The following is a 22,952-nucleotide window of genomic DNA, read 5'->3' as shown; positions in this document are numbered from 1 at the left end:
GCTCCAACGAAGGAGATGACCATGAACGCGCCCATCCTGCAGCTTCAGGATATCCGCAAGAATTTCGGCGGCATCACCGCGATCGAGAACTTCTCGCTCGAAGTCTTTCCGGGCGAGATCGTGGCGCTTGTCGGCGACAACGGAGCCGGCAAGTCGACGCTGGTCAAGATAGTCTCGGGCGTGCATCCGCCTTCCTCCGGCACGATAGCCATCGAGGGCAAGCCGGTGACGATGTCGAACGCCACCATGGGGCGCGCGCACGGCATCGAGGTGGTTTATCAGGATCTCGCCTTGGCCGACCAGCAGACCGTCTACATGAACATGTTCCTCGGCCGCGAGCCGCTGAACCGCTTCGGCCTGCTCGACCGCCGCCGCATGATCGCCGAGACGGAAAAGCTGGTGAAGGAGCTCGACGTACGCATCCCTTCCGCTCATGCCACCATCCGCGACCTCTCCGGCGGTCAGCGCCAAGGCGTCGCGATCGCCAGGGCGACGCACTGGGCAAGCAAGCTGATCCTGCTCGACGAGCCGACTGCCGCGCTTGGCGTTGCCGAGACCGCCAAGGTGGAAGAAATCGTTCTGTCGCTGAAGCAGCGCAATGTCGGTATTTTGATCATCAGCCACAGCCTCGACCAGGTATTCAAGCTGTCGGACCGCATCTGCGTCTTGAGGCGCGGCAAGCAGATCGGCGTGCGCGAGACGAAGAAGACCGACAAGAACGAGATCATCGCCATGATCACCGGCCTGCAGCAGCAATAGCGGCGTAGCGCTTGGCCGGCTTAGGCGACGAGATTGCGGCTGGCCGCTTGCGTGGCCGGCTTCCCGAAATTGGCTTCGAGCCAGGCAATGGCGCTCGCGACATCTTCGATGGCGAAGCGCGCAGCGGTCTCGCCTTGCGGCTTGACGCGGATCGAGATCCCACCCGCGGCGTTGACCGTGTCGAAGCCGTTCTCGTCGGACGTATCGTCGCCGAGGAACACCGGGCGCCTGCCGGTGAACGGATCGAGCTGCATGAAGCGCCGGATCGCGGCGCCCTTGGCCGCTTCCAGCGGCATCAGCTCGACGCCGGCATTTCCGGCGATCACGCGGTAGCCTTGCGGCAAGCGCGCAAGTGCTGCCTCGACCAATTCCGTCGCCCGCGCCAGAAGCTGCGGGGCGGCTCTCGTGTGGATGGCGAGCACTGGCCCCTTGCGCTCGACATAGACGGCCTTGCTCGCCAGCTCGAGTTCGATCTCGTCGGCGAGCGCCGCCATATCCGCCGGCTCGTCAGCGGCTTCGATCTTTCCGTCCGGCGCGAGCCTGTGTTCCAGCCCGTAGAGGCCGGCGATCCGCAGTTTCAACGGGTCGAACAGATGGTCGACGGCTGCTATCGAGCGCCCTGTGATGAAGGCGAGCGCACCGTCGAGCCGCCGCTCGATCCTCTCCAGGAGAATGCGCAACTCCTCGCTGACCGAGACGGCGTCGGGATGCGCTGCATGCTCCAGCAAGGTGCCGTCGATGTCGAGGAAAAGCGCCCACCGGCCTTCGGGAAGCGGCGGGGTAAGGTCTGCTTGAATGGTCATCGGAATCCGACTGCCTGTTTGCGTTCGAACATGGAGACGACATTGTCCCCTGTGGGGCCTGTCGGCCGGTCGTATAAGGCAGTGACCCGGTCGAGGTCGCCGCGCTTTCTCAGCCGCGCCGCGTCGAGCAGCATGCTGCCGGCCCAGCGATAGACATTGTTGTCGCGCACGATATCCCGCATGCGCCGCATGCGCTCATGCTGCTCGTCCGTTCCCATGGTCAGCGCCTGCAGCATCGTCTCGCTCATCATCGCCGCGTCGTAGGGATTGACGATCAGTGCCTCCAGCAACTCGCGCGAGGCGCCGGCGAAGGTGCTGAGCAGCAGCACGCCCTGCTCGTCGTCGCGCGAGGCCACGAACTCCTTGGCCACGAGGTTCATGCCGTCATGCAGGCTGGTGACGAGGCAGATGTCGGCCGCGCGATAAAGTTCATAGACCGCGGCCTGCGAATGGTGCTCGGCTACCATGACGACCGGCCGGTAGGATTCGCTGCCGTAGCGCTGGTTGAGCTCCTCGGCACAGCGCAGGCATTCCTCATACAGCTGCTTGTAGGCCGGCAACGTGCCTCGGCTCGGCGCCGCGATCTGCAGGAACGCGACTTTACCCACCATTTCAGGATGGCGAATGAACAGCTCCTCGAGCGCATGGAAACGATCGAGGATGCCTTTGGTGTAGTCGAGACGCTCGACGCCGACGCAAAGCTTGGCGCCGGCTGGAATCCTGAACCGCTTGCGGACGCGTGCCCGGCATTCCTCGACGCTGGGCAGGGCTTTCAGGAGCTCGACCGGCCATTCGATCGAAATCGGATAGGAATGCACCAGCGTCACCTGACCACCATAGGAAATGGCGGCATCGGCTCGCTCGATGCGGCTCTCCATGAAGCGGTCGACGCTCTCGGTGAAGTTGTTGGCGTGGAACTGGGTGTGGAAGCCCACGATCGAACTGCCGAGCAGTCCGTCCAGGATGCGTTCGCGCCAGGGGCAGATGCTGAACACTTCCGAATTCGGCCAGGGGATATGCCAGAAGGTGATGACGATCGCCTCGGGCAGCCGCTCACGGATCATGCGCGGCAAGAGCGCGAAGTGGTAGTCCTGGACCAGCACGATCGGCCGCTCGTTGCGCGCCTCGGCAACTACCGTCTCGGCGAATTTGCGGTTGACGGCCTCATAGGCCTCCCAGTCCGACTCGCGAAAGATCGGGCGCGTGAACGCGATATGGCAGAGCGGCCACAGACCCTCATTGGCGAAGCCGAGATAGTAGCCTTGATATTCGTCATCGCTCAGCCAAACCCGGCGCAGCGTGTAGGAGGGATGGCCAGGCGGCACCTGCACGCGGTCGTTTCCATCGACCACGGTCCGGTCGGCGCTGCCGCCGCCATAGGCGATCCAGGTGCCGGCGCATGCGCGCGTGATCGGCTCCAGCGCGGAAACCAATCCGCTCGCCGGCACCACCAATTCGACCTCGCCGTCCTTGGACTCGTTGTGGATATACGGCTCGCGGTTGGAGACGACGATGACCTGCGCATCCGGCAGATCCTCGTCGAGGATCTTGCGCAAGGTTTCCGGCGACCAGCTCACGAGAGCCGCATCCACCGACTGGCCGTTCTTCTCGAACTCGCGCAGCACCTTGCGCGCGGCCTCGGACGCAACATCATCGCCCGGTGGAACGGAGGCTCGCGCGTGCTGGCGCCGATGCCGTGAAACTGAAATGAAGGTCGCCAGAGCGGAAAGTCCTAGGCTTGCGAGAATAAGGACCAAAAAAAGGTCGACGCCATATTGTGTCATTGAAATGCCAGGTTGCCTCCGGCTGTCCGCTCTTTGTTTTTCATTCTTGCCGGCTGCGGACCGGTGAACCGGTTCAGGGTGTGGAACGCACAAACCGGCCATGGGTTCCGACATTTTTCGATTGTTGAACGCGGACTTGCGACGCCTTCTTCTAGAGCATGATCCCGAAAAGTGGGAACCGGTTTTCGGAGAAAGATCATGCCCTAACAAAGAGTTAGACTGTGATGGCGATTCAACGAAACGCCATCACGGTCTAAGTCCGCACGATAAGCGGCACCTGGCCTTCATGACGATCGGAAAGGAAGGCCACGACGCGGTCGCCGACCCGCTGGAAGGTGAGATCGACCGCCTTGTCGCCGACCGAGAGATGCCGGAGCGTGAGCGTGTCGATGCCGATCGGCAGCCTTGGCCGCGTGACGTGCAGTTCACCTTCCCAGCCGTCGATCTCCAGGCCAAGGCAGGCCTGCATCAGCATGAAGGTGGAGCCCGCCGACCAGGCCTGCGGCAGGCAGGCGACGGGATAGGCGATCGGCGCCTCGCCGGGCGCGCGCGTGAAGCCGCAGAACAGTTCCGGCAGCCGCATGTTGAAATGCACGGCCGACTCGAACGTGCCGCTCATCAGCCGTACCACGCTGTCGCGCTCGCCGTAACGCGCCAGGCCCACGCCGCAAAGCGCGGTGTCATGCGGCCAGATTGAGCCGTTGTGGTAGGACATCGGATTGAAGAACACCGCATCGTCGGCGAGCGTCCGCAACCCCCAGCCGGAATGGAAGGCGGCCGACAGCAACTGGTCGGCGATCAGCTTGGCGCGCTCGGGCTGCGGCAGCCCGACAAAAAGCAGATGCCCGGCATTTGTTGTTCGAACCTTGCAGGGCTGGCCCTCGCCATCGATGGCCAGTGCATAGAAATTCAGGTCGTCCAGCCAGAAGTCGCGTTCCACGGCGACCCGCATTTCCTCGGCCCGGTTTTCCCAATGCTCGGCGTCCGCATATTCGCCGCGGCGGCGCGCGAGCGCCGCCAGGCCGCGGAAAGCGGCAAAGACATAACCCTGCACCTCGACCAGCGCGATCGGCCCCTTGGGGATGCGGCCGTCGGCGTGGAAGACAGAATCGAAACTGTCCTTCCAGCCCTGGTTGGCGAGACCGGACTCGGCGGCGCGCTGGTAGGTGACGAAACCGGTGGCCCGGCTCGCCTCCTCCGTCCACTCGGCGGCGGCTTTGAGCGAGGGCCAAAGCTTGTCGATGAAGGCCATGTCGCCTGTGCGGTCGGCATAGGCGGAAGCCAGAAGGATATAAAGCGGCGTGGTGTCGACGCCGCCGTAATAGCGGCCGAACGGAAGCTCGCGCAGCGCCGCCATCTCGCCCTTGCGCGTCTCATGCATGATCTTGCCAGGCTGGGAATCGCTGAAAGGCGAAGTCTCCGTCGCCTGGTGCTCGGCAAGAAAGGCCAGCACGCCGCGCGCCAGTCCGGGATTGAGCCAAAGCATCTGCAGGCTCGAGATCACGCCGTCGCGGCCGAACGCCGTCGAAAACCAGGGGATGCCGGCATAAGGGTAAGGCCCGGTCGAAAGCTCGGTGGTGAGCAGCGCCACATCGGCACGCGCGCGCTCGACCCAATCGTTGAAGACGCGGCCCGAGCTGTGCACCGTGGCGCCATGCCGGCGCTTGGCGCGCATGCCGAAGCGGGCGCGTGCCGCCGCGGCGCGGAAACGGTCCCGATCGGGCGGATCAGCGACCTCGGGACCCACTTCGATGTAGAGGACTTTTTGACTGCGCTTGGTCACCGCGATGAGGAAATCGGCGCGATTGTCGCTCAGTTGGTCGGGCGCCTGCGAAAAGGAGACCGCGGAAAGCCGCGGCAGACCGTCGAGGCCATCATAGCCGAGCAGCACCGAGGTCTTGTCTGCTTTAGCGGCATGCGTTGTGCCGCGCTTTACCCGGGTCGAGCCGCGCACCTCGAACATGTCGCGAAAGTCGGCGGAAAAATGCAGCGAGGCGGTGATGGTCGAATGCTCGCGGCTATAATTGGAAAGCGTGATGCGCTCGAACAGCCTGTCCTGCCAGATCAGCCTGACCCGTTCGATATGGATCGCGCCCTGAGGGATATCGCGGCCGCCGGCACTATGGATCGGCAAATTGGTCAGGTTGGACGTGAACAGCACATTGTCCTGGCTGAGTGAGGCGCCGAGCAGCGACATCTGCCTGCCGCCGATGGTCAGCCGGAATTCGGACAGCACGCGCGTGTCGTCGCGGAAGAAGCCGTCGCCGGCGCCCCTGATGTCGCCATAGGCGTCGGCGACGGCGAAGCAGTCGCCCTGCTTGAGCGCAAAAAGCCGGTGCGGTTCGCGTGGCGCCGTCTCGTCGAGCGAGGAAAGGGCCACGGCGGGATCAAGCTTGCGCTCGTCGAGCTCCGTCATTCATCACCTCTTCGTTTGCCCCGCCCTAGAGCATGATGCCGAAAAGTGTGAAGCAGCTTTCGGACAACATCGTGCTCTATCTCTTTGATTTAGTGCCGGATTCAGATTTCGGGTCGAACAGACCTGAAATCATCCGGCTCTAGGCAGTGAACGTCAGGAGGCCTTGGCCTCCGGCATGCCAGTCAGGCGCATATAGGCAGCGAGGTAGTCGCGTGCCATTCTTGCCGCCGAGAACCTTGTCTCGAAAACCGCCCTCACCTGCTGCCGGTCGAGGTCGAGAAGCGCCGGCATCGACGCGACCGCATCGTCCACGCTGTCCACGACGAAGCCGGTGACGCCGGTGTCGACGATCTCCGGCAAGGCGCCTTGATCCCAGGCAATCACCGGTGTGCCGCAGGCCATGGCCTCGATCGCGACGAGGCCGAACGGCTCCGGCCAGTCGATGGGGAACAAGAGACCTGCCGCGTTGCCGAGAAACTTGGCCTTCTCGTTTTCCGTGATCTCGCCGACATAGTCGATGCGGTCGCCATCGATGAGCGCCTCGATGTTACCGCGGAAATAAGCGCGGTCGTCGTCGCCGATCTTGGCCGCCAGCTTCAACTTCAACCCGGACCGCCGCGCGATCTCGATGGCGCGGTCCGGCCGCTTGTCGCGGGACAGGCGTCCGAGGAAGGCCAGATACGGCTCTTCCGCTTGCGGCTGATAAGTCGGCTGATAGGCATCGAGCGGCAATCCGTGATGGATCGTGGCGAGCCAATTCGCATCCGGCAGACCGCGCTTCTGGCTTTGTGAAATCGAGATCATCGGGAAACGCGGGAAACGTTGGTAGGCCGGCGCCAAGTCGACATAGTCGAGCCGGCCATGCGGCGTCGTCACCGTGCGACCCGCGATCTCCTCGAAGAACGGAAAATGCAGGAAGTGGCTGAGATGGAAATGGATGACGTCGAATTCGCCGGCGCGTTCGCGCACATCGGCGAGCATCGCCAGATGCGCGGCGATTTCCGATTTCTTCGGCCGCGGGTCGAGGCGTATCGCCTGGTCGCGGCCTGGCGCCAGCCGCGCCGAAGTCTCGCTGTCGCCGCTCGCGAACAGCGTGACGTCATGCCCGAGCTCGACGAGTGCTTCGGTGATGTAGAAGACAATCCGCTCCGTGCCGCCATATAGTTTCGGCGGCACGGATTCATAGAGCGGCGCGACATGGGCTATGCGCATCTGGTCCCTCGGCTGTTGACGCGAGGCAAAATGCGTCAGCCGCGAGATCGTTCCTGCCCAATTGGTCGCGGGCACGGGTCGATATCCGCTCGATAGGGCACGAAAGGCCCGCACGGCGTTGAACCACGCCGCGCTCTCCGAATTCGATGCCGGGCGCCAAGTAACTAAATCAACTTGATTTTCTAAAGTGGCATTCTAGGGTTGCCGTGGCTGGTAACTATCTCATGATCCCCAAGAAAGCCATCTCCGGCACAAATCTCGAGCAGGCGAAATCGCACAACCGGCGTGTTGTGATCGAAGCGATCCGCATCAACGGCGCGCTGTCGCGGGCCGCGATCGCAAGGCTGACGGCGCTGTCGTCGCAGACCATCTCCAACATCGTCGAGGAATTGGAAGCAGCCGGGCTGCTGCGTCCTGAAGCAACGCTGAAAGGCGCGCGCGGCCAACCCGCCGTCCCCTACTCGATCAACCCCGATGGCGGTTATTCGATCGGCCTGCAGCTCGACCACCAGCTGGCCGTCGGCGTCGTCACCGATCTCTCCGGCACCGTGCGCGCGCGCGTCGAGAGAGATGTCGACCGACCGACTCCAACGCAGGCTATGCCGCTGCTAGCCGCGATCTCGAGCGACCTGATCGCAACCTGCCGGCTGGACCGGACGAGACTGCTCGGCGCCGGGATGGCGATGCCCGGGCCGTTCGGCGTCGAAGGCATGACTTCGGTCGGGCCGACCGCCCTTCCCGGCTGGCAGGACTTTCCGGTGGCCGAAGAACTGGAGCGCCTGACCGGCATCGCCGTGATCGTCGAGAACGACGCCACAGCGGCGGCAGTAGGCGAGCGGCTTTACGGCGTTGCCCGCAAGCTCGACAGCTTCGTCTACCTCTTCATCGGAACGGGCCTTGGCGCCGGCCTGTTCCTCGACGGCCATCTCTACAAGGGCAGGCGCCACAATGCCGGCGAGATCGGCCACATCATCGTCAAGCCAGGCGGCCTGCCCTGCGATTGCGGCAAGCGCGGCTGCCTGGAGCGCTACGTCTCGCTGCGCGCCGCCTACGACAGGCTCGACCTGCCGGATCCCGATCATGCCTCCCCCGACCTGTTGGAAGAGCTTTTGGCAAGCGGCGACAGTCGCTTCGAAGCATGGCTCGCCGAGGCGGTCGAGCCATTGCGGCAGGCGATCGACGTCCTTGAAATGGCGCTCGACCCCGAGACCGTGGTGCTCGGCGGCTTCATGCCTCTGCCGGTGATCGAGGCACTGGCCGGGCGGCTGGAACCGCTCCATCTCTCAGTGAGCTCGACCAGCGCCCGTACCACGCCGCGTGTCCTGGTCGGCGCAGCGGGAAAGGACACATCCGTCCTCGGCGCCGCGGCCCTGCCGATCTTCTCGGAAACCAACCCGCAATTCGACGTGCTGCAGAAGCCGGTGGGCTGATACATTGGCGTTGAGCCAGGTTCCTACGAGGAACCAGGCGCCGCAGCGGTCACCCGCCACACCGTGTTGCCGACATCGTCGGCGATCAGCAGCGCGCCGGATTTGTCGACGGCAACGCCGACCGGACGACCCCTCGCCTCGCCCTTGTCATCAAGGAAGCCGGTGACGACGTCCTGCGCCATGCCGTTTGGATGCCCGCCGCTGAACGGCACGAAGATCACCTTGTAACCGTTGAAGCGGGAGCGATCCCAGCTGCCATGCTCGCCGACAAAGGCGCCGCCGCGATAGGATTGCGGCAGGTTGTTCGCGGTGTAGAAGGCAAGCCCGAGCGGCGCGACATGCGAACTCAGCGCGTAATCCGGCGGGATGGCCTTCGCCACCATGTCCGGCCGCTGCGGCATCACACGCGGATCGACATTTTGGCCGTAATAGCTATAGGGCCAGCCATAGAAGGCGCCGTCCTTCACCGATGTCATGTAATCCGGCACGAGGTTCGGCCCGAGTTCGTCGCGCTCGTTGACAACGGTCCAAAGCGCCTTGCTCTGAGGCTCGAACGACAGCCCGTTGGGATTGCGCAACCCGCTGGCGAAAATGCGCGAGCGACCGGTGGCGCGATCGACCTCCCAGATCGCGGCGCGGTCCTTCTCGGCCTGGATGCCGTTCTCGGTGATGTTGCTGTTCGAGCCGACGCCGACATAGAGCAGCGAACCGTCGGGACTCGCCACCAGGCTCTTCGTCCAGTGGTGATCGATCGGTCCGCCCGGCAGTTGCGTCAGCACCTTGCCGGATGCCATGATCTTGGTGTCGCCCGGCTGATAGGGGTAGCGCACAATCGCGTCCGTGTTGGCGACATAAAGGTCGTTGCCGACCAGCGCCACGCCGAAGGGCGAGTTGAGATGGTCGAGGAACACCCCCTGGTAGTCCGGCTTGCCGTCGCCATTGCTGTCGCGCAAGAGCGTGATGCGGTTGCTCGGCCCGGTGTCGCCGCCGGAGGTGACCCAGCTCTCGACCCAGCCCATGACGATGTCCTTAGGCCGCTTGACCGATGCTTCGGTCGGCGCCGTTGATTCCACCACCAGTATGTCGCCATTGGGCAGCACGTAAAGCGAGCGCGGATGCTGAAGCCCCCTGGCCAGCGCCTCGATTTGCAGACCTTGCGCGACCGCCGGCTTTTCATCGTTTTTCCAGCCGACCACCGAGGCCAGATGCATCGGCGGGAACAGGTACTGGTTTATCTCGGGCAGCTTCGGGTTCGGACCGATCTGCGCGTTCGGGTTGGTGTTGTCGTCGCTGCAGCCGGCAAGGCCCAGGGCCATTGCGCAGCAGAGCGCCGCAGTCGTCCATTGGATTGCGCTATCAAATCGTCTCATCGGCCACTCCTACATGATGGCGATAGACCAGCGCCCAGCCGAGCCAGCCCGTGAAGATCAGGACGATCACCACCAGCGCCGACAAGATCAGCCCGGTCGGCACGACGGATGACCAGGCGTCGCGCGTGTGGATGAGCATGTTGAAGAAAGACAGCACGAGCACGACGAGGTTACCCGCCATGTGCAGCCATGCGGTCGGCTGAGCGCGTATCTTGCGGCCCCCAAGAAAGTCGGTGAGCCCTGCGATGGCGGCCAGAATGCCGACAATGACACCCACGGTCAGGAGCCAGGCCGAGAAGTTGGCCCAGGTCATTTCCGCTGTCTGCCAATAGACGATATCGGTGAGCAAGGTCCCGACGAAACAGGCGATCGGGATGGTGACGAGCATGGGATGGATGGGATGGCCAGCTATGCTTGCCGTGGATTGCGGATTTTCCATGAGGAAGCTCCTTTCCGCGCTGCTGCTAGGATGTAACAGCGCGAAAAGGCGAATGTTCCTCCGGAAATTCTCGCGCTCACCAGAAGGTGAATGCCCGATTGTCAGCCATGGCTGACGCGGAATAGACCGTTCCAGGGTGGCCGGGCGCGCATTTTACGGACGACAATCACGCAAGCCGCGCGGCATGCCACTTCAGGTGATCGTCCATGAAGGTCGAGATGAAATTGTAGGAATGGTCGTAGCCGTCCTGCATGCGCAGGGTGAGGTCGATGCCCGCCTTCTTGCATGCCTCTTCGAGCAGCCATGGCCGAAGACCGTCCTGCAGAAAGCCGTCGGCGGTGCCCTGGTCCACGAGGAATTCCGGAAAACGCTTCCCATCCTCGATCAGCAGCGTCGCGTCATAGGCGCGCCAGCCCTTCTCGTCCGGCCCGAGATATTTTTCGAACGCAGGCCGCGACCAGCCGGCCGTCGACGGCTGCACGATCGGTGCGAAGGCCGAGCAGCTCCGGTAGCGTTGCGGATTCTTGAGCGCGATCGTCAGCGCGCCATGTCCGCCCATCGAATGGCCGAAGATGGCCTGGCGTGCCATGTCGACCGGGAAGTTGGCGGCGGCGAGCGCCGGCAATTCCTCGGTGATGTAGGAATACATGCGGTAGTTTTTCGCATAAGGCTCCTGCGTTGCATCGAGGTAGAAGCCGGCGCCGCAGCCGAACTGCCAGTTGTCCTTCTCGTCCGGAACGTCAGGTCCACGCGGGCTGGTGTCGGGACACACGATGACGAGGCCGAGTTCGGAAGCCAGACGCCGGTACTCGCCCTTGTCCATGACATTTGCGTGCGTGCACGTAAGGCCCGACAGGTACCAAAGGACCGGAAGGTGGCCGTCCTTGGCTTGGGGCGGCACGAAGACGGCGAAGGTCATGTCGCAGGCACAGACCTCGGAAGCGTGGGAATAGACGCCCTGGATGCCGCCATGCGATTTGGAGGTGGAAACGACCTTCATCGGCTCTGCCTTTCGTAGGGAAATCTCGATCCGGCATAACCGCCGGCCGGGCTTGGCGCAACCTTGCGCCTCGCAAAACCAGACCGACGCGATGGAATAGGTCGGCGCTGATCAGTCTGCCGGACCAATACTGGGCCTTTGCCGCCAGGAGCTGCCCAATACCGACTGGGCCAGATCGCGCATCGCGCAAAGCTCTCGCCTGTCGACGCTTCGCCGAGGCGAGGACGCGCGCGTTGGCCGATTATCTGAACGCCCTTTTAGCTTTCCTTGTTTGAGGTCGCCGGCAGCCGGAGTAATAGTCGCGTCGGAATTCGTGAGGAGGAGACGATGACGCTGAACTTCGACCCGAGGGCGAAGGCCACCACGCTCTACCATGGCGAGTTCCGGCCAATGTTCATCGGCGGCAAATGGGTCGCGGCGCAATCCGGTGAGGAGATGCAGGCGCTGAACCCGGCGACGGGCGAAGTGCTGGCAACCGTGCCGCGCGGGTCGGCCGCCGACATCGACGCGGCGGTGGCCGCGGCGCGCGCGGCCCTCGAAGGCCCCTGGTCGAAATTCTCGCCCTACGAGCGGCAATGCGTGTTGCTCAGGATCGCCGACCTGTTCGAAAAACATTGGGAAGAGATCAGCGTCTCCGACACGCTCGACATGGGATTGCCGATCACCCGCACACTAGCCAACCGGCGCCGGGTCATCGGCATGCTGCGCTTCTATGGCGGCATGGCGACCGCGATGCATGGCGAGGCGATCGACAATTCCATTCCGGGCGAGATCGTCACCTTCACCCGGCGCGAGCCGGTCGGCGTCGTCGGCGCGATCATCCCCTGGAATGCCCCGACCGCCGCCTCGATCTGGAAGATCGCGCCGGCCCTGGCCACCGGCTGCACCATCGTGCTGAAGCCCTCGGAGGATGCATCGCTGACGCCGCTCCTGATCGCGCGGTTGATGCAGGAGGCCGGCGTGCCCGACGGCGTCGTCAACATCGTCACCGGAACCGGCGCCGAGGCCGGCGCGCGGCTTGCCGAGCATCCCGACGTCAACAAGATCGTCTTCACCGGCTCGACGCCGACCGGCCAGGCCATCGCCCGCGCCGGCGTCGCCAACCTCAAGCGCGTCTCGCTGGAGCTTGGCGGCAAGTCGCCGATCATCGTCTGCCGCGACGCCGATATCGACAAGGCCGTGCCGGTTGCGGCGATGGCGGTGTTCGTGCATTCCGGCCAGATCTGCATTGCCGGCTCACGCCTGTTCGTGGCGCGCGAGATCCATGACGAATTCGTGCGCCGGGTCGCCGAGTTCGCCGGCAAGCTGCGCATCGGCCACGGCATCGAGGCGGAAACCGAGATCGGGCCGCTGATCAATGCGCGGCAGGCAGGCAAGGTGGAAGGCTACATCAAGGCCGGCAGCGACGAAGGCGCCAGGCTGGTCGCCGGCGGCTCAAGGCTGACGGGCGAACTCTATGACGGCGGCAACTTCATCGCGCCGACCGTCTTCGGCGCGGTGTCGGACAAGATGACGATCGCGCGAGAAGAGATCTTCGGGCCGGTCATCTCGGCGATGCCCTTCGACACGCTGGATGAGGTCGTCGCGCGCGCCAACGCAACGCCTTACGGTCTCGCGGCCGGCATATTCACCACCAATCTCGGCACCGCGCACAAGCTCGCCCGCCGCGTCAAGGCCGGCTCGGTCTGGGTCAACATGTACCATGCCATCGATCCGGCGGTGCCGTTCGGCGGCATGAAGATGTCCGGCTATGGCCGCGAGGGCGGCGTCGAGCATCTGCACGAGTATCTCGAAACGAAAGCGGTCTGGATCCAGACGGATTGATATTCAGGTGAGGCCGCCTGCAACGGTCGCCTTCTCAGGCCCGCGGCGGCTCGCCGGTATAGGCGCGCGCGATAAGGGCCCAGATCGGTTCCCGCTCCAGCGCCCGCGGGTTCCAGTAGGGATTGGCCAGCGCGCGGTCCGTTGCGATGTCGATCCCGTCGGGCGGCATGCCTATCTCGGACAGGGCGCGCCTTGCGCCGATCCTGCCCGCGAGATCGTAGAGGGCCGTCGCCGGGTCATTCGTCTTCAGCACGGCCCGCAGGGTTTGCATGACGGCCGGAACGGCGGGGGCATTATAGGCCAGCGCATGCGGCAGCACGATCGTATGGGTCTCCGCGTGCGGCAGGTCGAAACTGCCGCCCAGCGTGTGACAAAGCTTGTGATGCAGCGCCATGCCGACCGAGCCGAGGCAGATGCCGCAGAGCCAGGCGCCATAAAGCGCCTCGGAGCGCGCGTCGCGGTCATGCGGGTTCCCGGCGATGACCGGCAAGGCGCTCACCAATGCGCCGATGGCCTCGGTTGCCATCAAATCTATCACTGGGTTGCTTTCCCTTGCGTAGAGCGCCTCGACCGCATGGGCGATGGCGTTCATGCCGCTTGTTCCCGACAAGGAAGCGGGAAGCGTCATCGTCAGGTCGACGTCGTAGATGACCACTTCCGGCAGCACCTTTGGGCTCGATTGGGTGACCTTCACGCCATCCTTGGTCTCGCCGAGGATCGGCGTCATTTCCGATCCGGCATAGGTCGTCGGCATCACGATCTGCGGCAGGTTGGTGCGCAAGGCGATCGCCTTGGCGAGGCCCGTCGTGGAGCCGCCGCCGACCGCGACCAGCCCGTCGGCCTTGAGTTCCGCCACGACGCGCAGCGCATCCTCGGTCACGGACACGGGCGTATGCATCGTCGCCCCGGCATAGACCCCGGCCGCCGTGCCGCCGAGCGATCCGGCAAGACGCCGCGCGTCGGCCTCCTGCGGCGGCGTTGCCAGCACGAGCACGCGTTTCAGTCCGAGCCGGTCGATCTCTTCCGGCAGCCGAGCGATCGTGCCCGATCCGAAGACGACGCGTGCCGGTTGGCCGTTATAGACGAAGCTTTTCATCGAGCCCCTCCCCGTCAGGCCCGGTTGTCGACACGCAGCAGGAAGGGATTGATGCTGACGCTCTGCCAGACATTGGCGGCGTTGAACGGGTCGGCGGCGTTGAACGCCTTCACCTCCTCGATGCTGTCGGCGGAAAAGACGAAAAGCGAGCCGATCATGGTTGCGCCGTCCGCAGCGACCAGCGGCCCGGAGATCACGGTCGTGACCGAGCCGCCGGCAAGATAGGCCTTGTGGGCATCATAATTGACGAGCCGGCGCTGAAGCGCATCGGCATGGTCGAGACAGTGCACGGCAAAGAGCAAGGTAATCCTCCCGGGTAGGCGCGACGCTTCATCGATCGTCGCTAAGTCTACTCCTCCCCGAAGGAACTTAAATCGACTCCCGTCGAACAGGCTGGTCAATTAGTCCAATCTGGACAGATGCTGGCCGATGCTGTCGTGATGGCTTGCGACGAAGAAGCGCGCAAAGGCGCCACCCCGCATCGCGCGGTCCGGGAGCGCAGCCGCGAGATCGCCGTGGCGTCAGGCGATCCGCTGCTCGAACTGTGCGATGTCCGCGCTCTTGCGCAGTCCGGTCGCGACGACGGACACGCGGAACTTTCCTGCCAATGCCTGGTCGAAGATGGCGCCGACGATGATGTCGGCATCGGCGTCGACTTCTTCGCGTATCCGCGTCGCGGCTTCGTCGACCTCGAACAGCGTCATGTCCATGCCGCCGCAGATCGACACGAGCAGCCCCCTGGCGCCGGACATGGAAGCTTCATCGAGGAGCGGATTGGCGATCGCCGCCTCGGCCGCGATCTTGGCGCGCCCCTCTCCGGAGGCCTCGCCGGTTCCCATCATCGCCCGGCCCATGTCCCGCATCACCGACTTCACGTCGGCGAAATCGAGATTGATCAGGCCTTCCTTGACGATCAGGTCCGTGATGCAGCCGACACCCGCGTAGAGAACGCGGTCCGCCATGGCGAAGGCGTCGGCGAACGTGGTCCTGGCGTCGGCGACCCTGAAGAGGTTCTGGTTCGGGATGACGATCACGGTGTCGGCGCTCTCGCGAAGGCGTTCGATGCCTTCCTCGGCCGCCTGTGTCCTGCGCTTGCCTTCGAACACGAAAGGCTTGGTGACGACGGCCACCGTCAGGATGCCGGCATCGCGCGCCGCACGCGCGATCACGGGCGCAGCACCCGTCCCCGTGCCGCCGCCCATGCCGGCGGTGATGAAGCACATATGCGTTCCCGCCAGGTGGTCCATGATCTCGTCGATGGATTCTTCCGCGGCAGCGCTCCCGACCTGGGGCAAGGACCCGGCGCCCAGGCCCTCGGTCACATGCGCGCCCAGTTGGATCAGCCGCGACGACTTCGACATGGTAAGCGCCTGGGCGTCGGTGTTGGCGACGACGAACTCGACGCCCTGCAGCCCTTCGGCGATCATGTTGTTGACGGCGTTGCCGCCGGCGCCGCCGACCCCGACAACGGTGATCTTGGGCCTCATCTCCAGGATTTCCGGCTTGGCGGTCATTTTCTCATCTTTCTACCGAAGGCACCGGCGGCTCCGTCGCACGTTCATGCGGAACCGGAGCGACAAGCACACCGAATCAGGCGACCCCCGCCGACATAAGGGAATCAGAGCAGGCGTCTCCCTGCAAGGTCCGCTGACATTCTGCACCAGCGCAATGCCTTGCCATGCGCTGGAAAGCGCCTGGGCGCTCGAATGATCCGAGCCGGCCCGCTGCAGGAAATTCTATTGTGTCACCGAAGTCGAGGTACCCCAGGTATCCGACAGCACATAGCCTTGCGGGTAGGGATCCGTCGGATCGAGATAGTAGTTGTGCTCTCCTGTGATCCAGGCCCTGCCGGTTATCTGCGGCACGATCGCCTTGCGCCCGGCGACTTCGGTGAGTTCGAGGATCTTGCCGGTGAAGCGCGAGCCGATGATCGATTCATGGATCAGCGCCTGGCCTTCCTTCATCTGGCCCCGCGCCTGCAGCACCGCCATGCGGGCCGAGGTGCCGGTTCCTGTCGGGCTGCGGTCCGAGCGGCCGGGCGAGACGATGCAGGTGTTGCGCGTGACGTTGCCCGGCCCCTGGAACGGCATGGCGAACTGCACGATCGACACACCGCGCACATTGTCGAACTGCGGATGCACGACATCGAGCTGCTCGCGCGCCGCGCGGCGGATCTTCTCGCCGGCCACGGCCAATTCGCGGGCCTCGTCGGGTGTGACCGAGAAGCCGAGCGCGGGCGCATCGACAATCGCGTAGAACATGCCGCCATAGGCAATATCGACCTTGATCGTGCCGAGCCCTTCCACCTCGATATTGGCAGCGAGGCGCTCGGCGAAGGCGGGGGCATTGCGCAGCGTGATCGACAGGCATTTGCCGTCTTTGCATTCGGCGCGCACCTCGATGACGCCACCGGGCATATCAAGCTTGAAGCGCGTCTCCGGCTCCTGCATCGGCACCATGCCGGTCTCGAGCAGCACCGTGGCGACGCAGATCGTGTTGGAGCCAGACATCGGCGGATATTCGGTTGGCTCCATGATGATGGCGCCCGCGGCGCAATCCTCGCGCGTCGAGGGCACCAGGAGATTGACATGCCGGGCAACGCTGCCGCGCGGCTCGCAGATCAGCATGCGCCTGATATGGTCGTGATCGCGTTCCATCGTGATCATCTTCTCCATCATCGTGCGGCCGGCAGGCGGCAGCACGCCGCCCACGATGACATCGCCGATCTCGCCCTCGGCATGGCAGCCGACGACGCGGATGCTGGTTTTGGTGCGCATTGCTTTTTTCTCCCTGTCCGCCGCGACCATCCGCCTGGCAAGTGGTCCTGCTTTGCGGACAAACTGATCAATCCGCGCGCCAGCCTCAAGGAGATTCCGCGAATGACCGCCAACGTTTTTCCAGCGGCGCGCCGAGACCGCGGAAAATTCCCGCTCGGCGGTCGCGCCTTCCTCTCGCAGCGTTCGGGCACAGATCGTGGCATTTTCATCAGCTCTGTACCTTTTCCTGCACCTTCCCGAGAGCGTTTGCTGGCTCGCAGGATGCGTGAACAACCAGCAATCGACCGATGAGCCAGTCAGGGAACGTTACGATCGTCGAGGTAGGCCCTCGCGACGGCCTGCAGAACGAAAAGGCGGTCATCCGCAGCCAGGACAAGGTCGCGCTGATTGGGCTGCTGGCGGATGCCGGGCTCAGGCGGATCGAGGCGACGGCATTCGTCTCGCCAAAATGGGTGCCGCAGATGGCCGACCATGACCAGGTCATGCGGGGAGCTCCGCGCCGGCCCGGCTTGGTTCTCTCGGCACTCGTGCCGAACGAAAAGGGCGCGGCGGCCGCGATCGAGGCCGGCGTCGAGGAACTTGCCGTCTTCGCTAGCGCGTCGGAGACCTTTGCGCGAAAAAACACCAATTGCACGATCGCGCAGAGCATCGAACGGTTCGGGCCGGTGATAGCGCTTGCCGCCGCCCACGGGCTCCCTGTGAGGGGTTACGTCTCCTGCGCCATCGACTGCCCTTACGAGGGAGAGATCGAACCGCAAGCCGTGCGAGATGTCTCCGAGCGGCTGATCGGCATTGGCTGCCACGAAGTGGCGGTCTCGGACACGATCGGACGCGCTAGCCCCGGGCGGATCGATCGGATGTTGGCCGAGGTAACGCAAGGCATTGCCGCCTCGCGCCTCGCCTGTCATTTCCATGACACGTCGGGCCAAGCGCTGGCGAACATCGACGTCGCCTTGGCCTTTGGCGTCCGGGTCTTCGACAGCGCCGTCGGCGGGCTGGGCGGCTGCCCCTATGCACCCGGCGCCGCCGGCAACGTCGCCACGGAGGCCGTGGTCGCCCATCTGGCGGCGCTCGGCTATGACACCGGTGTCGACGCCGACAAGTTGGAAGACGCCCGCGCCCTGGCGCTGCGGCTGAAGGCCGGTACAGGTCTGCGCGACTGACCCACCGCCTTGGCGGAGAGATGCACGATCCTGAGGCAAGGAATGGAGCAGGCCGGCGTTCTATGGGACGCTGACTGTCCTAATGGACCGCGGCATACATGATCGATTCTTCCGTCGCGTTGCGGCGATCCATTTCCTCGACAATCTTGCCCTGACGCGCAATGAGGATCCGGTCCGACAGCGTGAGGATCTCCGGCAGATAGGAGGAGATCACCGCGATCGCGATACCCTGGTCGGCGAGCTGGTTGATGAAGGCGTGGATTTCGGCGATGGCGCCGACGTCGACGCCGCGCGTCGGCTCGTCGAAAATCACCAGCTTCGGCTTCTGCACCAGCGCCTTGGCGATGACGACCTTCTGCTGGTTGCCGCCCGACAGCTCGATGACCTTCGCATTGGGGTCGATGGCGCGGATGTTCAGACGCTTGCGCCAGTCTTCGGCGAGCGAGCGAGCCTGCCGCATCGATATGATGCTCAGGCCGCCATAGGGCTGGCCGCCGAGATGACCCATATAGATGTTCTCGGCGATGCTCATCGTCTCGAAAAAGCCCTCGGCCTTGCGCTCCTCGGTGACGTAGACGACGCCGTCGCGCACGGCGGGAGCGGGCACCAGATAGCGTTTGGGCTGTCCGTCGATCTTCACCTCGCCGCCGTGGAAGAAGTCGCGCTTGAGCACGCCGCTGACAACTTTCAGCGTCTCGGTGCGGCCGGACCCGACCAGGCCGAAGATGCCCGTCACCTGGCCGGCATAAAGCGAGAAGGACGTGTTGCGGACCATGTTGCCCATCGATAGATTCTCGACCGAAAGCACTTTTGGCCCGCGCGGACGCGGCGCGCGGGTCCGCGAAGCGCCGCTGTAGATCTCGTCGGTGCGCGTACGGCCGACCATCGCCTGGATGATCTTCTGGCGGTCGAAGGCGGACGCCTTGTCGGATGCGACCAGCCTGCCGTCGCGCAGGATGGTGATGCGATCCGCCACTAGCAGCGCTTCCTCCAGCGCATGCGAGATGAAGATGATGGAGACCCCTTCCTCCTTCAGCTTCTTGATCAGCTTGAAGAAATAGCTCTTCTCCTCGGGCGTCAGCGTTGCCGTCGGTTCGTCGAAGATGATGACTTTGGCCTTGTGGTGAACTGCCCGCGCGATCTCCACCATCTGTTTCTGGGCCGCGCCGAGCGAGCCGACGACGGCGGAAGGATCGACATGGAAATTGAGCGACTGCAGAAATTGCTGCGCCGAGATGTAGATGCCGCGAAGGCGGTTGAGCGGCTTTTCCTTGCCGAGATAGATGTTCTGGGCGACCGTCATCGACGGCACCAGGCTGTTTTCCTGGTAGACCATGGCGATGCCTTTCGCGAGGCCCTCGGCGGGGGTGCCGAGGCGCTCCTCCCGACCATTGATGAACAGCTTGCCGCTGCTCAGCGGATAGACCCCTGCTATGACCTTGGTGAGCGTGGATTTGCCGGCGCCGTTTTCGCCGAGCAGGGCGTGAATCTCGCCAGGCAGCAGTTGGAAATCGACATCCAGGAACGCCGGATTGCCCCGAAAATCCTTGGTTGCCGCCTTGAGTTCGACGATGGGTGTCATGCTAAGGCATCCAAGGTGGAAACGATGTCCGGCTCGCTGGGATCGAGATGATCGAGCGCCAGGATTGCGCCGCAGCCTTTCGAGGTCAAAAGCAGTCGCCCTGCGTCTTCCACGCAGGAGGTTATGCCGTGGCGCTTGCCGTCGGCCCGGCTGTGCGCGCTCCAGATCGGCTGGAATTGATCGTCGAGCCTGACCACGAGACCGTAGGAGCGCGTGGGAGCCCATGGCTTGTGGATACCAAGCCGGATGACGCCGCCCGCCTGCAGGGGCTCCTTGAAGCTGTGGCCGCTGGAGAGCGTGGGCGCGATCCAGTATTCGGGAGCGACCGTCTCCATCATCTCGCGCTTGTAGCGCTTTTCACGCAGCACGAATTCCTGCAGCTGGGAGCGCACCGCAAACATGGTCAGCCAGTACCCTCCATGGTTCGACGGACAGATGCGGCCCGGATAGGCCGGCAGGTCAGCCAGCGGCGTCGCGCGGCCTTTGCTGCCGATCCCGACCGTCAGCAGGTGGTGCCGCCATGCCTCGCTGACGGCCACACGGTCGCCGTCGGCGATGCACACGCCCGAGGGATAGCCGAGGCCGCCCTGGATCACCGAGGCACCCCGGGCACCGATATCGATCCTCAGCACGCTGCCGCTGCGGCCAAGCTCCAGGAGGTCCTGCGCCCATTCGCCAACCGGGTGGGCGCTCGAGCCGTTGCAGACCACGAGCGTGTTTTCGTCGGCGAACACGCCGGCGGTCGGACAGTTGAGCCGTTGATTGCCGATGTTGGCGGGCAGCCGCTTTCCATCATGCGGTCCGCCCGCGATCGCGATTCCCTGCCCGTCCAGGCCGACGGCGATCGCACCGCCGGCGGAGGCCGCCAGAAACGTGATGTCCGCGTCATAGGTCTGCCGCGTTTTGACCGAGCCGTCGCTCGCGACCTCGACTAGGCTCCTTCCCGACGAAGCCAGGACATGGGTGCCGGCGACGGCCAGATTGTCGGCGCCTGCCAGCATCGCGATGCTGAAGACCCTTTCGAGCAGGTTGTTCGGCTTCAGCGCGCCGTCCATGACCGGTACGGTGATGGAATGCTCGCCACGGCCGCCCATGAAGCTGTCGACGATGCCGCCGATGTAGCGCGAGAAGCTCATGAGCGCGCTCCCCAATAGGCTGCCTGCGACGTCCAGTCCGGATCGGCCGCGGGCAATTTCAGCCGGCCGATCCGGTCGTTGTAGAGTCCGCCGAGATAGAGATAGCCCTTGTGCTCGCGCATCGACGTCACCATCGGATGGTTCTTGCCGCCAAGGTCCCAGTAGGATTCGACGATCTGGCCGTCCGGGCTGAACTTCAGCACGCAGCCGGTGTTGATGTTGGGGAACAGCCACTCGTCCCGGGCAACCCGCTTGGCCATGCGTTTGCGCAGCGAGGGCATGCGCATGGCGAGGTCGAGCGCCGGCGACCGCATGCCGACCAGGGCCAGCCAGAAATTGCCGTCCGAGGCGCGATTGATGTTGTCGGGATATCCGGGAAGGTTCGGGATCGTGACCTCGCGCTTGCCTTTGTTCGGCCCCGCGAACCAGTACCGGTTTATGCGGCATCCCCAGGTCTCGGCGAAGAAGAAGGATTCGCCGTCGCCGGCCATGCAGACCCCGTTCGGGAACTGGAGGTCGCGCAGGATTGTCGCCGTCGACCGGTCCCTCGGGTCGTAGCAGATCAGGCGTCCGTTGCCGCGGCTCTCCAGCGCATCGGTCGGCCAGTCATGCATGTCGTAGCGGATGGTCGCTTCGGAGAAGAAGATGCGGCCGTCCGGCGCGATGTCGAGATCGTCGGCGAGCTTAAGGCGTGAATCGTCGATGACCGACAGGAAGGTGCGCTTGGTCTCGTCGGTGAGCTTGGTCACCTTGCGGTCCGGCGAGACCTGATAAAGGCCCATGCCGCCGATGCAGACATTGAGGTTGTCGTCGGCGTCGAACGCCATCCCAAGCGGGTGGCCGCCGATATGCACGAAAACCTCCCACCGCGCATAATCGGGCGCCAGGAAGCGCACGATGTCGCCATGGCGGTTGGGGCAGTAGAGATTGTCCTGGCGGTCGAAGATGACGTCCTCCGGCCCTTCGATCTCGCCCTTGCCGATCAGCGTGACGTCTTTCAGCCGGTCGTTGAGCGCGTAGGGGCTCGTCGATCCGGCATCGGTTTCGGGGAGTTCGGGAAGGCGGAAATAGCTCGGCGACACATAGACCTTGTTGAGCAGCTTGTGCCTGTTCTTCAGCCAGCGCACATCGATGGCCACGACGCAGAGCAGCACGATGCCGAGGATCATCGAGCTGATGCCGCCGGTGATGCCGATGCGAACCATGCTGTCGGTGAGGATGAGCACGACCACGGCGCCCAGCACCGACTTGACGACCGAGCCGCGGCCGCCGCCCAGGCTGTTGCCGCCGAGGACGGCCGCCGTCAGCGCGGCGATCTCGAGGCCGACGCCGGTATCCGATCCGGCGCTGCCAAGCCGGGCCGCGAAGAACACGCCGGCCAGCGAGACCAGCACGCTCGACCAGACATAGGTCGAGAAGATGACGAACTTGACCTTCAGCCCGGCATTGTAGGCCGAGCGGCGGCTGCCGCCGACGGCGGTGATGTGCCAGCCCATCCTGGCCCGGGTCAGCACGATGTGCCACAGGACGATGACGACCAAGGCTACAAGAAAGGAGAATGGGATCCCGAAGACGCTGCCTTCGCCGATGAAGGCCCAGAGGTCGGAATCCGGAAACACCGCGGAGATGTCGACCGCATAGTGGAGCAGGATGATGTCGACGATCGAGCGGATGATGATCAGCGTGACAAGCGTCGTCAGAAACGCCCGGATGCGCAGATAGCCGATCAGGAAGCCGTTGACCGCGCCGCAGACCGCCCCTACCGCCAGCGTGGTCAGCACCGTGGCCCAGACCGGCCAGCCGAGGAGCGAAATGCAGATCAGGGCCGTGATATTGGCAAGCGCAAAGACGCTGCCGACCGAAAGGTCGAGCCCGCCGGCAAGCAGCACGATGCCCATCGCGACGACGACCAGCGCAAACTCCGAGAGCTGGCGCGACGTCTCGGTCACGCTGTCAAGCGTGAAGAAATGCGGATTCTCCAGAAGGAAGAAGCCGATCGTCAGGATCGTGGCGAAAACCGGAACGGCATTGTCGCTCCAGCGCTTCGACAGCACTTCGCCGAGCACCTTTTCAGGAAAATAACGAAAATAGAGGCGCTCGATCGCTTCCATCACAACGTCCCAATCAAATCCGGCTTGGCCGGGGCCGCCGCGTATCGCGC

The 22,952-nt window shown here is 64.2% G+C and carries 18 protein-coding genes; 4 read left to right on the top strand and 14 right to left on the bottom strand.

The annotated features are described in order from the left end of the window. Positions 1-21 precede the first annotated feature (21 nt). Positions 22-759 carry an ATP-binding cassette domain-containing protein gene (locus FJ956_RS13340; RefSeq protein WP_181170190.1) on the top strand — a complete coding sequence of 246 codons (738 nt, stop codon included), beginning with the start codon at positions 22-24 and terminating at the stop codon, positions 757-759. Positions 760-779: 20 nt separating this feature from the next. On the opposite strand, the gene otsB is transcribed toward FJ956_RS13340, so the two are convergent. From otsB to FJ956_RS13320, 4 genes are all read right to left on the bottom strand, one after another. Then, positions 780-1,562 (bottom strand): trehalose-phosphatase, encoded by a 783-nt coding sequence (gene otsB, locus FJ956_RS13335; RefSeq protein WP_140677040.1) that lies wholly within the window; start codon positions 1,560-1,562, stop codon positions 780-782. Further along, on the bottom strand, positions 1,559-3,346 hold the full coding sequence (locus tag FJ956_RS13330) for a trehalose-6-phosphate synthase (protein ID WP_140677038.1): 1,788 nt from the start codon (positions 3,344-3,346) through the stop codon (positions 1,559-1,561). Before FJ956_RS13330 ends, otsB begins: the two co-directional genes overlap by 4 nt. A 253-nt stretch (positions 3,347-3,599) precedes the next feature. Continuing rightward, positions 3,600-5,762 carry an amylo-alpha-1,6-glucosidase gene (locus tag FJ956_RS13325; RefSeq protein ID WP_140677036.1) on the bottom strand — a complete coding sequence of 721 codons (2,163 nt, stop codon included), beginning with the start codon at positions 5,760-5,762 and terminating at the stop codon, positions 3,600-3,602. Between the two features lie 153 nt (positions 5,763-5,915). Further along, on the bottom strand, positions 5,916-6,974 hold the full coding sequence (locus FJ956_RS13320) for a glycosyltransferase family 4 protein (protein ID WP_140677228.1): 1,059 nt from the start codon (positions 6,972-6,974) through the stop codon (positions 5,916-5,918). A gap of 224 nt (positions 6,975-7,198) precedes the next feature. On the opposite strand from FJ956_RS13320, the gene FJ956_RS13315 reads away from it, so the two are divergent. Next, entirely contained in the window at positions 7,199-8,404 is a 1,206-nt protein-coding gene (locus FJ956_RS13315; protein WP_140677034.1) for an ROK family transcriptional regulator, read from the top strand. A 23-nt stretch (positions 8,405-8,427) separates the two neighbouring features. Here FJ956_RS13315 and FJ956_RS13310 read toward each other — a convergent pair whose 3' ends face one another. The 3 genes from FJ956_RS13310 to fghA form a co-directional block, all read right to left on the bottom strand. Next, positions 8,428-9,720 carry a sorbosone dehydrogenase family protein gene (locus FJ956_RS13310; RefSeq protein ID WP_246672064.1) on the bottom strand — a complete coding sequence of 431 codons (1,293 nt, stop codon included), beginning with the start codon at positions 9,718-9,720 and terminating at the stop codon, positions 8,428-8,430. A 40-nt stretch (positions 9,721-9,760) separates the two neighbouring features. Further along, positions 9,761-10,213 carry a DUF2231 domain-containing protein gene (locus FJ956_RS13305; RefSeq protein ID WP_140677030.1) on the bottom strand — a complete coding sequence of 151 codons (453 nt, stop codon included), beginning with the start codon at positions 10,211-10,213 and terminating at the stop codon, positions 9,761-9,763. Positions 10,214-10,379: 166 nt separating this feature from the next. After that, positions 10,380-11,213, bottom strand: coding sequence for an S-formylglutathione hydrolase (gene fghA / locus FJ956_RS13300; RefSeq protein WP_140677028.1), 834 nt, complete (start codon positions 11,211-11,213; stop codon positions 10,380-10,382). A gap of 327 nt (positions 11,214-11,540) precedes the next feature. On the opposite strand from fghA, the gene FJ956_RS13295 reads away from it, so the two are divergent. After that, positions 11,541-13,037, top strand: coding sequence for an aldehyde dehydrogenase family protein (locus tag FJ956_RS13295; protein WP_140677026.1), 1,497 nt, complete (start codon positions 11,541-11,543; stop codon positions 13,035-13,037). A gap of 34 nt (positions 13,038-13,071) precedes the next feature. On the opposite strand, the gene FJ956_RS13290 is transcribed toward FJ956_RS13295, so the two are convergent. The 4 genes from FJ956_RS13290 to FJ956_RS13275 form a co-directional block, all read right to left on the bottom strand. After that, a complete protein-coding gene (locus FJ956_RS13290) occupies positions 13,072-14,133 on the bottom strand; it encodes a maleylacetate reductase (RefSeq protein WP_140677024.1) in 1,062 nt (353 codons plus the stop codon). A gap of 14 nt (positions 14,134-14,147) precedes the next feature. Beyond that, the gene (locus FJ956_RS13285; protein ID WP_140677022.1) at positions 14,148-14,435 is read right to left on the bottom strand and encodes a YciI family protein; all 288 of its coding nucleotides are present in this window, start codon (positions 14,433-14,435) and stop codon (positions 14,148-14,150) included. A gap of 219 nt (positions 14,436-14,654) precedes the next feature. Next, on the bottom strand, positions 14,655-15,647 hold the full coding sequence (ftsZ, locus tag FJ956_RS13280) for a cell division protein FtsZ (protein ID WP_040996104.1): 993 nt from the start codon (positions 15,645-15,647) through the stop codon (positions 14,655-14,657). Positions 15,648-15,869: 222 nt separating this feature from the next. Beyond that, positions 15,870-16,910, bottom strand: coding sequence for a proline racemase family protein (locus FJ956_RS13275; protein ID WP_140677020.1), 1,041 nt, complete (start codon positions 16,908-16,910; stop codon positions 15,870-15,872). Between the two features lie 287 nt (positions 16,911-17,197). On the opposite strand from FJ956_RS13275, the gene FJ956_RS13270 reads away from it, so the two are divergent. After that, entirely contained in the window at positions 17,198-18,073 is an 876-nt protein-coding gene (locus FJ956_RS13270; RefSeq protein ID WP_140677018.1) for a hydroxymethylglutaryl-CoA lyase, read from the top strand. A gap of 79 nt (positions 18,074-18,152) precedes the next feature. On the opposite strand, the gene FJ956_RS13265 is transcribed toward FJ956_RS13270, so the two are convergent. The 3 genes from FJ956_RS13265 to FJ956_RS13255 are packed head-to-tail and all read right to left on the bottom strand — an operon-like array spanning position 18,153 to position 22,902. Further along, entirely contained in the window at positions 18,153-19,655 is a 1,503-nt protein-coding gene (locus FJ956_RS13265; protein WP_140677016.1) for a sugar ABC transporter ATP-binding protein, read from the bottom strand. After that, a complete protein-coding gene (locus FJ956_RS13260; RefSeq protein WP_140677014.1) occupies positions 19,652-20,791 on the bottom strand; it encodes a strictosidine synthase in 1,140 nt (379 codons plus the stop codon). Before FJ956_RS13260 ends, FJ956_RS13265 begins: the two co-directional genes overlap by 4 nt. Continuing rightward, positions 20,788-22,902, bottom strand: coding sequence for an SMP-30/gluconolactonase/LRE family protein (locus tag FJ956_RS13255; protein ID WP_140677012.1), 2,115 nt, complete (start codon positions 22,900-22,902; stop codon positions 20,788-20,790). Before FJ956_RS13255 ends, FJ956_RS13260 begins: the two co-directional genes overlap by 4 nt. Positions 22,903-22,952 lie beyond the last annotated feature (50 nt).

This window comes from Mesorhizobium sp. B2-4-3, from assembly GCF_006442815.1.
Taxonomy (GTDB): Bacteria; Pseudomonadota; Alphaproteobacteria; order Rhizobiales; family Rhizobiaceae; genus Mesorhizobium.
This window is presented reverse-complemented; position numbering and strand designations above follow the sequence as displayed.